Source organism: Streptomyces sp. WM6372, from assembly GCF_001279655.1.
In the GTDB taxonomy this organism is placed as follows: domain Bacteria; phylum Actinomycetota; class Actinomycetes; order Streptomycetales; family Streptomycetaceae; genus Streptomyces.
In genome coordinates this window covers 1-13,364 of sequence record NZ_LGDB01000181.1, presented here as the reverse complement: position 1 = coordinate 13,364, position 13,364 = coordinate 1, and the positions used below count along the sequence as shown (strand labels likewise).

Sequence of the window (13,364 nt, the reverse complement as noted above, 5' to 3'; positions counted from 1 at the left end):
AGTTGCTCCTCTCAGTGACCCTTGGAATCTAGCCTTTGCCCCGCCCCACGTCACAGGCTTGATCGATCCGGTGCCGCCGGGTCGGTCGGTTCGCCGGGGCGCGTGCCGCCGGTCCCGCCGCTCCCGCCGCTCCCGCCGGTCCCGCCGCGTGGTCGCGGCAGCCGGGGGAGACGGGGGAGCCGCGCCTGCCGGGCGGAGCCCGGCACGCCGCCGGCCCGCAGTCCCGTGCGCGACAGGAGCCACAGCACCGGCTCCGCCGCCCGCCGCTGCTCGGACACCAGGGCGCCCGCCCCGGTCGCGGCGTGGGCGCTGACCGCCCAGTAGCGGGCCGCCGCGAAATCGTGGTCCAGGGTGCGGACCAGCCCGTCCAGCCCGATCTCGCCCAGCCAGGCGTCGACCGGCCCCTGCGGCCGCGGCAGCGAGCTCAGCCGGTCCAGTACGTCCCGCTTGGTCACCACCACCGCCACCCCCAGGCGCCCCCGCCGGCCGCCGAGGCCCTGGAGCTCCCCGGAGAACGACGCGTACGTGTCCACCGGACCGAGATCGGCGGGGCGGGCCGCCACCGCGAGCCTCCCGTCGCCCTCGCGCAGGGCGCGCCGTACGCCGGGCGCGGCCAGTACGTCCGCCACCAGCACCACCCCGTCGGCGTGCGCGAGGTACTGCTGGAGCCGAGTGGTGGCCGCGTCGCGCAGCGACTCGCCCATCGGGTCGTACAGGTACAGCAGCCGCCGGCGCTTCAGCGGGCCGCGCCCGCGTCCGACGAGCAGCATCAGGGCCCGGGGCTGCCCGCCCTGTGTCTTGAGCGCCCACCCCGACGTCTCCAGCTGCCGGCCCAGGGTGTTGGCCTCGCGCCGGTCGGCGATCGAGGCGAACTCGACCGTCAGCGCCGACTCGTGCGACCAGGAGCGCAGTCCTTCGAGCATGGCCGCCATCAGCATGGTCTTCCCGGCGGAGGTGCCGCCGATCAGCGGCAGGTGCACCACCCGCGTCGTGCCCACGGCCGCCGGAAGCTCCTGATCGCAGTGCGGGCAGCGCAGGGCGAGCTCCCGCCTCCCGGCCAGGGCGGTGGTGGGCAGGGCCCGACCGCACCGGCAGACGTGCCGCAGTGCCCCGAACCGGCCGGGCCGCAGCTCGCGGTGGGCGGCCCCGCAGCCCGGGCACAGGTGCACGGCCAGCGGGAACGGCCGGTAGCAGCCCGGGTACGGGCACTTCATGCGGATGCCGCGGGCCAGCTTCCACAGCCGCTCCGCGCTCCGCCCGCCCGCCACCCCGGCCAGGGCCACGCCCCCTGCGAGCAGCAGCTGGGCGGTGAAGGCCACCGCGATGCCGAGGAGCAGGGCGGAGGCGAGCAGCGCCGACAGCAGCGCGGCCAGCGCCGTCGCCGGGGCGAGCAGCCGCAGTACGAGCCGCCCGAAGACGTTCTCGGCGCGATCCCCGGTCGACGCGTTGCGCCCGCTCAGCAGCCGGTGGCGGACGAGCTCGCCGAGCCAGTGGTGGACCAGCAGGTACCACACGGTGTGCGCGGCCGCCCGCACGGCGGCCACCGCGTCGACCCACATCTGCCGCGCCCAGTAGGCGGGTTGCGTCGGTTCCGGACCCGTGTACGGGGAGATTCGCGGGTCGGGCGTCCCGGGGGTGCGCGGCGCGAACGCGGTGGCGGCCGCCCCCAGGGCCAGTGCCAGGAACCGCCACAGCCCGTAGCCGAGGCAGATGAGCGCCCCGATCGCCACCGTGATCCACCCGAAGATCTTGGCGATGAGCGCCAGGTCCACGCCGCCGGAGGTCACGGCCGCCTCCCGTCGTCGGCGGATCCGCCGGATCCGGCGGGCCCGCCCGGGTCGCCGGGCACGATGGGTCCACCGTGTCCGCCCCGTGGTGGCGGGTTCCCGGGCGCGCCCTTCGCGCCCCGCCGGCCGGAGCCGCCGAAGCGGTCGCGCAGCCGCCCGAAGGCGCCGGGCCGCTGCCAGCCGCGGAAGTCCTCCGACCAGCGGCCGCCCAGCCGGGCCAACGCCTCCTCCAGCGCGGTGAGCTGCGGCGCCGGCAGGCCCCGTACGGCCGGGCGCAGCACGCCGTCGAGGAGATCGGTGCGGGCTTCCTGCCATGCCGGGCCCGCCTGGGGCTGGGAGGACCAGGTGGCGAAGCACTCCGCCGCGTACCGGGGGTCGAGCCTCAGCCGGTCCGCGACCCGCGGCTGCCGGGCGGCCCGGCGGTACGCCGCCAGCAGCTCGGCGTCGTTGCTCTCGATCAGGGCCCGCAGCTCGCTCTCGGTCCGGTCATCGGAGAGCAGGTGGGCGGCGACCGCCGCGTACGCGTGCTCCCGCGCCGTCGGCGTCGGGTCCGCCGTGCCCAGGGCCAGGGCCTGGCGCACCCAGCCCGGGCCGATCTCCCGGGCCCGCAGGTTCCGGGCCAGCTCCAGCAGCAGCAGCGAAGCCCGCAGGGAGGTCGGGAGCTGCGCCGAGGAGCGGCGCAGCAGCTCCACCGCCAGTGCCTCCGCGTCCCGGTCGCCGGCCGGGGCGGACACCGCCGCCCGCGCGAGCGACTCCCAGGTGCCGGCCTCCCGGTGGGCCCGCTCGCCCAGCGCGGACAGGGCCAGCCAGGCCTCGCCCGCGGTCGGCGGCTGCGCGCCCCACACCAGCCGCATCGCCGTCCGCAGCACCAGCGGATCCTCCTCCAGCGAGGCGCCGGAGTGCTCCACGAGCCGGGTCAGCGCCTTCATCCGGTCCCCGGCCGCCGCCGCGGGGGCCTGCGCGCACATCCGCAGATGCGGCAGCGCCCCGGTCCCGGCCCCGGTCAGCCGCAGCGGGGTGACGGCGAACAGCCGGGCCCCCGCGGCCGGATCGCCCGCCGCGAGCCCGTCGAGCCGGTCGAGTACGAGCTCCCGCAGCCGCGGCAGCTCCGCCAGCGCGGCCCCCACCGCCTCCCCGTACGCCGACTCGGGATCGGCGATCAGCGCCTGCGCCAACTGCCGTGCCACATCGGGCAGGAGGGCCTCGGTGTCCATCCCGAGCTCCACGGCGACCCGCAACAGCCCGACCCGGTCCGCCGGTTCGCGCGCCGGATCGGTGAGCGCCGCCCGCAGCTCCGGCTCCAGCTCGGCCGCCAGCCGCAGCCGGGCCGGCTCGCCCAGCAGCCCGGCGGGCGGTGCGGCGCCGCCCGAGCGGACCGCCCCGGCCAGCGCCAGCTCCACCAGCGGCTCGCTCACCTCCGGGGGCGCCCAGCCGGCCAGGGCCGACAGCAGCCGGCCGCTCGCGGCGGCCTCCTCGGGCCCCCGGTCCCCGGCCGGACGGGCCAGTGCCCGCGCCAGCGCGTGCAGTTGTACGTCGTCCAGGGAGGCCCGGTGTCCGGCCGCCCAGTCGGCGGCCGCGGCCCGGCCCGCCGAGTCCAGGTCGACCCCGGCGGCGAGCGCGAGCGCGGCCAGCGGCCCCGCCTCGTACGGCCCGGACGGCCCGGACGGCTCGGAAGACCCCGGCGGCGCCGACGGTCCCGAAGACCCTGACGGTCCCGAGGGCCCGCCGGACGGTCCGGGCAGCCGCCGGACGTGCGCGAACAGCTCCTGCCGCTGCGCCTGCCAGATCCGCGCGGCGGTCTGCGCCCACGGATCGGGGGCCGGTTCGGGCGCCGCCGCGCGGGCGGCGTCGTACACCCGGTAGCGGTGCTCCTGTCCGGCGAGGCCCGTCCCGTCCTCCGGCACCACGCCGATGATCTGCTGCCGGGCGAGCTGCGGCCGCCGGGTGTACGTGGTGAAGGTGAGCCACTGCCCCCGCCGGTGCGGCAGCACGCTGCAGGCCAGCATGATCCACCAGGCCACGGCCTCGCTGTCCCGCTCCACCAGCACCAGCTGCGGAGCCGCCGGATCCTCGGCGAGCCGCCGTACGTCGGCGAAGAACCCGGCGAGCCAGGGCCCCCGGGAGGCCACGAAGGCCGCCAGCGCCCCGAGGTCCAGCGGGCCCGGGGCGGGCACCGACGCCAGCGGCGGCACGGGCGCCCCGGGCGGCGGCGAATCGGCCGCCCACTGCGGGGAGCCCCAGGCGGTGATCGGCAGCTGCCCCCTGGCGGGCCCGTCCGCGTCGGCGGGCTGCGGCAGATGGACGGCATGGGCGTGGAAATTGCCCCAGCGGCCGCTGTAGTCGGCGCCCGTGTACACGGAGCGGGCCAGCAGCCGGCTGCCGTCGGAGAGCACGTTCAGACTCAAGGCCTGCGGGAACGCGCCCAGTTGGTCCGCGCTCGGGCGCGGCGGCGCGTCCCGGGGCGGCTCGTAGCCGATCAGCTGCTCGGCCTCGCGCAGCAGCGAGGCGGGCACGCCGGGGCTGACGGCGGTGAACCGGAAGCCCGAGCCGTCCGGCCCCGGCGGCGCCGAGGTGTAGTGCAGTTGCGCGAGGTTCACGCCTCTCCTCCCGAACCGTGACGCGGGCCCTCGGTCCCACGCGCCGCGGCCGCCGTACGGCGCCCCGCGCCACCACCGGTCCCGGAGCGCGGCAGCAGCCCGCCCAGTCCCAGCAGCCACAGCAGCGGGTCCTCGACGCGCAGCGGCTGCGGCCCCGACTTGGGGGCGTCGGCCGGGGCGTGCGCGGGCGGAGGCGAGCCCAGCGCCGAGAGCCCGAACAGCGACAGCTGCGCGAAGTCCCGGTCCAGCTGCCGGAACAGCGCCCCCGAGTCCCAGCCGTCCAGCAGCCCGCGCATCTCCTCGTGCACCGCCAGCCGGTCCTCGTCGTCCACCGCGCCGCCCGCGTGGTCGGCGTTGCGCCGCAGCGGGGAGTGCGGCCCCACCAGCGAGAACAGGGAGTCCGTCTTGGTCACCGCCACTGCCACGGGCGTGGTGACCCGGCCGCGCGAGGTGCCCCGCCCGTGGGCCCGCAGCTGCGCAGCGAGGTCCGCCGCGATCTGCTGCGGCGGGGTCTCCACCGTGGGCAGCGGAAGGTCCGCGTCCACCGGCAGCTGGTCCCGTACGGCCCGCATCTGGAGCGGGTCCACCAGCAGGATGATCCCGTCGGCGGCAGCCAGGTAGTGCGTGTAGCGGTCCATGGCCTCGGCGCTGCCCAGGTCCTCGCCCGCCGCGTCGAAGAACACCAGCGCGGTGTGCCGGCTGCCGTCCCCGCGCAGCCGGCGGCGCAGCGGCAGGCTCAGCCGGTACAGCAGCGGGTCGTTGAAGCCGAGCGCCGCGGGTCTCGTCGCCTCGGGCAGCCGCAGCCGGTCGTACAGGTCCTCGGCCATCTCCCGGTCCCGGCGCTGGGTTTCGCCGCCCATCGCCGTGATGGAGGCGCCGTACGCCCGGCCCACCCGGTTGCGCAGCTCGTTGATCAGCACCGAGACGTACGTGCTCTTGCCGGACGCCTTGGGGCCCAGCAGGGCGATGATCCGGGTGTCCTGGTCGGTGTAGTCGCTCGGGAAGTCGCTGTGGCAGCGCAGGCAGACCCGGACCGGGGTGGACACCCCGCAGTGCGGGCAGTCCGCGCGCGTGCCCCCGCCGCCGGCGAGACGGCCGGCGAGGCCGCGCGGGGCGGTGAAGACCGGTCCGCGCATCTTCAGCGCGGGCGGCACGCTCGGTCCCATGAACTCCGCCCAGGTGTCGTCGAGTTCGGCGGTGCAGGGTTTGCCGCCGCGTACGCCGGTGGCGGACATCTGGCAGCGGAACGGCAGCCGGGCGGCGGCCGAGCGGTCGAAGCAGTAGGGGCAGACGACGGAGGTCATGTCAGCGGACCACCAGGGAGGTGAGGGAGGGCTCGTCGAGCCGGACGGAGGCGGCACGGCCGCCGAGGAGGAAACCGCGTACGGCGTACGGGCCGCCGCCGGGCGGGTGGGGGAGGATCTCGCGCTCGACGGTCCCCGAAGCCGCGAGCTCGGCGCCGGTCACCCGGCACAACTCGGCTCCGTCGGAGGGGCGGTGGGGCCGGGCCCCGCCGCCGCCCGGTCCGGAGACGAGGACGAAGTCGGGCAGCCCGGAGCCGGGGTCCCCGCCGGGGGAGAGCAGGCTCACCCGCAGCACGGCGGGACCGCGCCGCAGCATCCGCCGGGGCCCGGGCAGCAGCCGGTACGCGATGGCCACGTCGGCCGGGAGGGCCGCCTGCCCGGCCTCGCGCGGGGCGGCGGCGACCGCGTGCGCGCTGCGCGGTGCGGCGTACGCGCTGACGCGGGCGGCGCCGGGACCGACGGGCAGTTCCAGCCCCTCCCGCAGGAACACGGCCCGCACGACGGGGTGTTCGGTGCGCTCGCCGCCGGACTCGGGGGTGACCGCGACCGTGACCCGGCCGGCGCCGTCGGGCCAGTCGAAGCTGACCTTGGCCCGTCCGGCGGAGGTCCGCCGGACGGTGAGCCCGGAGACCGCCTCGGGGGCCTCGACCACCAGGCCGGGCCCGGCCAGCGCCCGCTCGCCGAGGACCGCGACGGCGCTGACGGTGGCCAGCGTGCCCGGCGGCGGCTGCGCGATCCCGGCGGAGTCCACCCAGGCCAGCGCCGCCGGCAGCGCGGAGGCCGGCAGCTCGGCACCCTCCGCGGGAGCCGTCCCCGGCCATTCCACGAACCGTACGTCGCCCCCGGCGCCCCCCGTCCACCGGAACTCCAGCCCACCGGCGCCGCGGGCGGCCGCCCTGAGCCCGAGCACCGGCTCGGGCCAGGGGTGCACGGTGACGGCGGCCTCGACCCCGCCGGACAGCACCTCGCCCCCCGCCCCCGCGTACCGGCACCGTACCCGCACCACGTAGCCCCCCGGCTCCAGCCCCCCGGCCCGCACGCCCTCCCGGCCGGACCCCGCGGCGCCCGCTCCCGCCGGGCCCGCCGGGCCGGCCGCGCTCGGGGTGCCGAGGTCCGCGGTACGCCCCTCGGGTCCGGTCAGGGTCACCCGCACCCCGGTCGCGCCGGGCGGGCGCAGCCAGGCGGCCTCGACGCGGGCGCGGCCGTCGGTGAGGCGCAGCTCCGTCACCTCGGGGGCCACCAGCAGCGGGGCGCTGATCAGCGGGGTGCCGCCGTCGCCCGGGAGGGCCACGTACCGGACCTCCCGGCCGAGCGGGGCCCGAGCGTCCGTCAGCGGCCCGGCGCCGAGCGGACCCGGCACCTCCGGGAGCGGCGTGGCGATCGGCTCGCGCCGGGTCAGCCGGACCACCCGCCAGATCCCGTCCGGGTCGGCGCCGGGCGGTCGGCGCAGGGCCACCCCGCCGGCCACCGGCCGTGCCTCCAGCGGGCCGGGGTCCCCCTCGGCCGGCCGGTGGGTGCGGACCAGGCCCCGCACCGCGCGCGGGCAGTCCCAGGCCAGTCGGGCCGCCCGCCCGTACGCCGCCGCGGCCCGCTCCCGGTCCTGCCGGTCCTCGTCCGCGCGGGCCTCGTCCAGCAGGGCGTCCGCGGCCCGTACCCGCTCGGCCAGCGCGGCCAGCCGCCCCGCCAGCAGCGGGTCCCCGCCGGCCGCGCTCCGCGGCAGTACGGCGGCGCTCCGGGCGGCGGCGCGCACCCGCCCGGCCAGCCAGTCGTCCTCCAGCCCCTCGGCGGCGGCCCGCTGCGCCGGATCCAGCCGGGGGCTCGCGGCGGCGGCGTGCACCAGGGCGGCCGCCTCGTCGGGGTCGACCCCGAACCCCGCGGCCGTGTCCGGCAGATCCCCCCGGGGATGGTCGTGCAGCAGCCGCACCAGCTGGTACAGCAGGATCCGCCGCAGCGCGGCCGGATCCCGCTCCTGGATCCCGGCCAGCCGCTCCAGTAACGCGCCGGCCCCGCCCTGCGCGCCGCCGCGGGCGGCCCGCAGCCCCCGCAGCGCCTCGACGCCCACATGACGCCGCCGCCCCGGTCCCTCGACCGCGAAGATCCCGTCGAGCACCCGGAACCGACCCCCGGCCGGAACCAGTAACTCGCCCAAGTGACGTAAGCCCAGGGCCTGTTGCTCGGAGGCGAGTTCCCCGTACCGTGCCACCAGCGGAGCGGCCGGCAGGCCGGAAAGCGCACGGGAGCGCCCCAGGGCATGCCCGAACTCGGTCCCCGCCATCTGCTCCGCACCCCCCGTGCAGTGTGTTTCGGAGGTCATTCCAGCAGATGCACGCAGCGTCCGGGAGGTCTTTCCGTTCTCCGGCTGTACCGCGGCGTGTCACGAACTGATCTCCGTCCGGTACCCCGGGACCGCTCTCCTTGGGGCGCCCCTCGACATCCCCCTCACCCGCAGAGGTCGTCATCCCATGGCTGAACTCAATCGCCGCAGGTTCCTGCAGATCGCGGGCGCAACCGCCGCGGCCGCGATGCTGAACGAGAGCATCGCGCGCGCGGCGGCCATCCCGGCCCAGGGCACCACCGGCACCATCCAGGACATCGAGCACATCGTGGTCCTCATGCAGGAGAACCGGTCCTTCGACCAGTACTTCGGCTCGATGAAGGGCGTACGGGGCTTCGGCGACCCGCGTCCCGTCCTCCAGGACAACGGAAAGTCCGTTTTCTACCAGCCCAACGGGACGAAGGACATCCTCCCCTTCAACCCGCAGGTCACCAACCTGGGCATGCAGTTCGTCGAGGGCCTCAACCACGACTGGGCCGGCGGCCACGCCGCGTACAACAACGGCAAGTACGACAAGTGGGTCCCGGCCAAGACGGCCACGACCATGGCGTACATGACGCGGAACGACATCCCGTTCCACTACGCCCTCGCCGACGCCTTCACGGTCTGCGACGCCTACCACTGCTCGTTCATCGGCGCGACCGACCCTAACCGCTACTACATGTGGACGGGCCACACGGGCAACGACGGCACCGGCGGCGGCCCGGTCCTCGGCAACCAGGAGGCCGGGTACGGCTGGAAGACCTACCCGGAGCGCCTGGAGGCGGCCGGGGTCTCCTGGAAGATCTACCAGGACATCGGCGACGGCCTGAACGCCGCCGGCGGCTGGGGCTGGATCAGCGACGCCTTCCGCGGCAACTACGGCGACAACTCGCTGCTGTACTTCAACAGCTACCGCAACGCGGCCCCGGGCAGCGCCCTGTACGAGAAGGCCCGTACGGGCACCAACGCCAAGGCGGGCGAAGGCTACTTCGACAAGCTGCGCGCCGACGTCGTGAACGGCACGCTGCCCCAGGTCTCCTGGATCGCCGCGCCCGAGGCCTTCAGCGAGCACCCGAACTGGCCGGTCAACTTCGGCGCCTGGTACATCTCGCAGGTCCTGGACGCGCTGACCGCCAACCCGGCGGTGTGGGCGAAGACGGCGTTCTTCATCACCTACGACGAGAACGACGGCTTCTTCGACCACGTCGTCCCGCCGTACCCGCCGGCCTCCGCCGCGTGGGGCCTGTCCACCGCCGACGTCACCCGCGACCTGTACGCCGGGGGCGGCGGCTACGCGGCCGGCCCGTACGGCCTCGGCCCGCGCGTCCCGATGATCGTGGTCTCCCCGTGGAGCAAGGGCGGCTACGTCTGCTCCGAGACCTTCGACCACACCTCGGTGATCCGGTTCATGGAGAAGCGCTTCGGCGTGCAGGAGCCCAACATCTCGCCCTGGCGCCGCGCGGTGTGCGGTGACCTGACCTCGGCGTTCGACTTCACGAGGGCGGACGCGTCGCCCGCGGCCCTGCCCTCCACGGCGGGCTACGTCCCGCCGGACCACAACGCGCACCCGTCCTACCACCCGGTCCCGCCGGCGACGGGCACCCTGCCCAGGCAGGAGGCGGGCGGCAAGCCGACGCGCGCGCTGGGCTACGTCCCGTACGTGGACGGCAAGGCCACCGCCTCCACGGGCCAGTTCACGCTGACCTTCTCCTCCGGTCCCGCCCTCGGCGCGCACTTCCACAGCACCTCGGGCAACCGGACGGACGGCCCCTGGCCCTACACGGTCGAGGCGGGCAAGACCCTCTCGGACACCTGGAGCACCAGCAGTTCCACGGGCAACCAGATCAACCTGACGGTCTGGGGCCCGAACGGGTTCCTGCGCACCTGGAAGGGCCCGGCGAAGAAGACCGGTCCGGAGGTCACGGCCCGCCACGACGCCGCCACCGGCAACCTGAAGCTGACGCTGACCAACTCGGGCACGGCGGCGGTCGACCTCACGGTGACCAACGCCTACGGCGGCGCGACCCAGACCCTCCGGGTCACGGCGGGCGGCACGGCCGCGTACACGGCGGACCTGTCGGCGACGGGCCGCTGGTACGACGTGAAGGTCACCTCCGGCGCGGACTCCACCTTCCTCCGCCGCTTCGCCGGCCACGTCGAAACGGGCGCCCCGGGCCTCTCCGACCCGGCGATCAAGACCGTCTGACGCGGTCGTCCGGCGCGCGCAGCAGCCGCCGCTCCAGGACCGGGAGGTCCGCGGGGCGGTGACTGCGCGCGTGCCGGAGCAGCAGGTCGCGGGCGGTGTCCGGGACGCGGCGGCGCTTGGGGTGGCGGGTGGTGAACTCGTCCCTCGCGAAGAACCGCACGGCCCCGTCCAGGCCGCCGCGGTCGGTTTCCCGTACCGCCCAGGCCAGTTCGGCCGTGGGCGCGTCGGCGAGCAGCCGCACCGGCGCTTCGACGGCCAGGACCGAGGCGGCGTCCGCCTCCTGTGCCCTCCGAGCACCGAGCCAGGAGAAGACCAGGGCGAGCGGTATCCCGGGGCGGCCCGGTTCCTCTCCCCGCGCCACGGCGCCGGCGTACGCGCGCAGTCGCGCGGGCGCGGCCTGCGCCCAACGGGAGCGGTGCCGGGACGGAACCCCCTCCGTGGCGGCTGGGTCGAGGAGGTGCGCCAGAGGCTCCGCACGGGACAGGGCCACGCTCCGTACGGACTGCCCGCCCGCCTCGTACAGCGTCACGCGGCCGTCATGGCCGAGGCACATGCACTCGAAGGGGCCGTCGGACCCGGTGTCCTGCGGCCACGCGGCGAGCAGCTCCCGGATCTCACCCGGGTCGCGGATCTCGTACTCCGCCGGGTGGTGGGGGAGTCGCTGTCCGGCTCCGGCCGTCGGGCCGGTGCTGACGACGGCGCGCACCGCGCGGTTTGTCGGCTTCACGGTGTGATCGTAGATCCGATGGGCAGAACGTACGGCGTCCGGCTCAGCCACCCCGTCTCCGAGGGAGAACGCATGGCCATCGCCCACCGCAGGATCGGCACTGGCCCCGTCCGCGTCATCGTGCTGCACGACTGGTTCGGCACCTCCGCCAACTGGGGCTCCGTACTGGACTACTTCGACCCCGAGGGGTTCTCGTACGTCTTCCTCGACTACCGCGGCTACGGCGACCGCAGGGACGTCGCCGGCCGCTACACCCTCCCCGAGATCGCCGACGACGTCCTCGCGCTCGCCGACGAGATCGGCTGGGACACCTTCTCCCTCATGGGCCATTCCATGGGCGGCAAGGCGATGCAGCAGGTCCTGGTCCGGGCCCCCGAGCGGATCGAGAAGCTGATCGGGATCAACCCGGTCCCCGCCGCCCCGTACGAGATGGACGACGCGACCCACGCCCTGTTCCACGGAGCCGCCGACAGCGCCCGGAACCGGCGGACCATCCTCGACCTCGTGACCGGCCACCGCGCGAGCCGCCACTGGCTGGACCGGATGATCGCGCACTCCCTCGACGTCTCCCGGCCGGAGGCCTTCGCCGCCTACCTCGCGAGCTGGCAGCCGCTGGACCTGTCCGCCGCCGTGAAGGGCAGTACCGTCCCGGTGCTGGTCCTCGTGGGGGAGCACGACCTCGCCCTCACCCCTGACGTGATGCGGGCCACCTGGCAGGTCTCGTACCCCAACTGCCGCGTCCACCCCGTGCCCGGCGCCGGGCACTACCCGCCGCACGAGACCCCGGTCGGCTTCGTCGCGGCGGTGGAGGCGTTCCTCCGGGGATAGCCGGAGGCGGACGCGAAAAACCCCTGGGGGTACGAGGAGACCTCGTACCCCCAGGGGATCAGGGTGAGTGACGGGACTTGAACCCGCGGCCACCTGGACCACAACCAGGTGCTCTACCAACTGAGCTACACCCACCACGAAGGGCGGCGGACCGCCCGTTCGATGTGCATGCACAGCATAGCTGATCAGGAGGGTGGTCCCGCCACGCGTTATCCGGCCGCGGCGTGTGCCACGGCCGCCGCCGCGAGCGCCTTCACGACCGGGTGCGGGCGGCCGCCGTCCCCCGACAGCTCCGGCTGGAAGAGCGTGGCCAGGAAGAACGGATGCCCCGGCAGCTCCGCGATCCGCGGCTGTCCGTCCTCGTCGTGCCCCGACAGCCGCAGCCCGTGCGCGGCGAGTACCGGCAGGTAGCGCGGCTCCGGCCCGTAGGTGCAGTGGTAGCGCTCCATGGACCGCTCCGCGCCGAGCACGGACTCGGCGAGCGACCCCGGCTCGGCCCGTACGAGGCCCTCGTGGCCGACGAGCGAACAGGCGAGCGGGGAGATCAGCGGCTCCTTCGCCCCGGGGTCGTTCTCGGCGTGCGCGACGCCGGCCAGCCCGCAGACCGAGCGGGCGTACTCCAGCAGCGCGTGCTGGAAGCCGCCGCAGGTCCCGAGGAACGGAATGCCCTCCTCCCGTGCCACCCGGATCGCCGCGAGCGCCCCCGCCTCGCTGGCGTACGGGCTGCCCGGCAGCACCCAGACCGCGTCGAACCGGGCCAGGGCCCCGGAGGCGGCCTCGGCCCCGGCGTCACCGGTGGGGATCCAGTACGCGTCGAGGACGAGCCCGTCGCGGGAGGCGAGGGCGTCGAGGAGGAGCGGGATCCGGGTGTGGGACTTCACGTGGGGGGAGCGGTCGCCGACGAGGGCGATGCGCGCGGTGGCGGTGGTCATGCCGATCATCGTGCGGCGCGGAGCCGGTTCAGCGCCAACGATTGTTCCTGCACGTTCGATAAGCAGGACTGATCAGTGCTTCAACGCGGCCTTGGTGGCCACCAGGACCAGTCCGAGGACGAGGTTGACGACCCCCTCGGTGGCCAACTGGCCGCGGGTGGCACCGGCGCGGGCGGCGCCGAGGCACGCCCAGACGACCTGCTGGGTCACTGCCACGCCCATGGCGAGCCACGCCGTCGCCACGTAGTCCAGCCCGAGGAGGCCGCTGAGGGCGACGGCGGCCGCGGGCAGGGCGGCGGCCTCGACGATGGGCCACTCGTGCAGGGCGACGCGGCGGATCTCCTGCCGGCTCCAGGGCTCGCCGACCAGCCGCTCCCCGGCCAGCTGGGCGTATACGTGCGTGGCCCAGAACACCAGCCCCGTGACGATCAGGAGAACCACGAGCTGAACCCGTGGGTACTCGCCGGCCGTGCCGGCGGTGGCCACCACGGAGGTGGCGAGGAGGGAGCCGTAGACGGCCCCGGCGGAGTCGGTCCGGCGTGCGCGCTGTGGCCTGCTGCGGCCCGCGGACTGGCCACTGGGGATGCTCACCCTCCCCACGATAGGGAGCCCCCGCCCCGCCACCCTCCCGGCCACGCCGTGGGTACGCCCGCCCACGCATCCCGC

At 75.8% G+C, this 13,364-nt stretch carries 9 protein-coding genes and 1 tRNA gene; 2 read left to right on the top strand and 8 right to left on the bottom strand.

Going from position 1 to position 13,364, the window contains the following annotated elements:
- Positions 1-50: 50 nt before the first annotated feature.
- Genes ADK52_RS16985 through ADK52_RS16970 form a run of 4 tightly spaced genes read right to left on the bottom strand, consistent with a single transcriptional unit; the run spans position 51 to position 7,963 of the window.
- Positions 51-1,787, bottom strand: coding sequence for a TRAFAC clade GTPase domain-containing protein (locus tag ADK52_RS16985; RefSeq protein WP_063783861.1), 1,737 nt, complete (start codon positions 1,785-1,787; stop codon positions 51-53).
- On the bottom strand, positions 1,784-4,384 hold the full coding sequence (locus tag ADK52_RS16980; RefSeq protein ID WP_063783860.1) for a GTPase-associated protein 1-related protein: 2,601 nt from the start codon (positions 4,382-4,384) through the stop codon (positions 1,784-1,786). The genes ADK52_RS16985 and ADK52_RS16980 overlap by 4 nt, the downstream gene beginning before the upstream one ends.
- Positions 4,381-5,688, bottom strand: a complete 1,308-nt coding sequence (locus ADK52_RS16975) for a TRAFAC clade GTPase domain-containing protein (RefSeq protein WP_220461318.1) — start codon at positions 5,686-5,688, stop codon at positions 4,381-4,383. Before ADK52_RS16975 ends, ADK52_RS16980 begins: the two co-directional genes overlap by 4 nt.
- A 1-nt stretch (position 5,689) precedes the next feature.
- The gene (locus ADK52_RS16970) at positions 5,690-7,963 is read right to left on the bottom strand and encodes a hypothetical protein (protein WP_053690660.1); all 2,274 of its coding nucleotides are present in this window, start codon (positions 7,961-7,963) and stop codon (positions 5,690-5,692) included.
- Positions 7,964-8,150: 187 nt separating this feature from the next.
- Here ADK52_RS16970 and ADK52_RS16965 point away from each other — a divergent pair, with 187 nt between their 5' ends.
- Positions 8,151-10,211, top strand: coding sequence for a phosphocholine-specific phospholipase C (locus tag ADK52_RS16965; RefSeq protein WP_053690659.1), 2,061 nt, complete (start codon positions 8,151-8,153; stop codon positions 10,209-10,211).
- Here ADK52_RS16965 and ADK52_RS16960 read toward each other — a convergent pair.
- On the bottom strand, positions 10,198-10,938 hold the full coding sequence (locus tag ADK52_RS16960; RefSeq protein ID WP_147419997.1) for a hypothetical protein: 741 nt from the start codon (positions 10,936-10,938) through the stop codon (positions 10,198-10,200). The two genes, ADK52_RS16965 and ADK52_RS16960, sit on opposite strands and share 14 nt — an antisense overlap.
- 18 nt (positions 10,939-10,956) lie before the next feature.
- Between ADK52_RS16960 and ADK52_RS16955 the strand changes: the two genes are divergently transcribed.
- Positions 10,957-11,766, top strand: a complete 810-nt coding sequence (locus tag ADK52_RS16955) for an alpha/beta hydrolase (protein WP_324615920.1) — start codon at positions 10,957-10,959, stop codon at positions 11,764-11,766.
- A 62-nt stretch (positions 11,767-11,828) separates the two neighbouring features.
- Here ADK52_RS16955 and ADK52_RS16950 read toward each other — a convergent pair.
- From ADK52_RS16950 to ADK52_RS16940, 3 genes are all read right to left on the bottom strand, one after another.
- Positions 11,829-11,901 (bottom strand) — tRNA-His (locus ADK52_RS16950).
- A gap of 74 nt (positions 11,902-11,975) precedes the next feature.
- On the bottom strand, positions 11,976-12,698 hold the full coding sequence (locus ADK52_RS16945) for a glutamine amidotransferase-related protein (protein ID WP_053690697.1): 723 nt from the start codon (positions 12,696-12,698) through the stop codon (positions 11,976-11,978).
- A gap of 72 nt (positions 12,699-12,770) precedes the next feature.
- Positions 12,771-13,289, bottom strand: a complete 519-nt coding sequence (locus ADK52_RS16940; protein WP_053690656.1) for a hypothetical protein — start codon at positions 13,287-13,289, stop codon at positions 12,771-12,773.
- Positions 13,290-13,364 lie beyond the last annotated feature (75 nt).

What these genes read in the sequence shown, in the direction of transcription:
- ADK52_RS16975 (WP_220461318.1), bottom strand. Translation starts at nt 5,688, where the DNA reads ATGACCTCCGTCGTCTGCCCCTACTGCTTCGACCGCTCGGCCGCCGCC.
- ADK52_RS16955 (WP_324615920.1), top strand. Translation starts at nt 10,957, where the DNA reads ATGGGCAGAACGTACGGCGTCCGGCTCAGCCACCCCGTCTCCGAGGGA.
- ADK52_RS16965 (WP_053690659.1), top strand. Translation starts at nt 8,151, where the DNA reads ATGGCTGAACTCAATCGCCGCAGGTTCCTGCAGATCGCGGGCGCAACC.
- ADK52_RS16945 (WP_053690697.1), bottom strand. Translation starts at nt 12,698, where the DNA reads ATGACCACCGCCACCGCGCGCATCGCCCTCGTCGGCGACCGCTCCCCC.
- ADK52_RS16970 (WP_053690660.1), bottom strand. Translation starts at nt 7,963, where the DNA reads ATGGCGGGGACCGAGTTCGGGCATGCCCTGGGGCGCTCCCGTGCGCTT.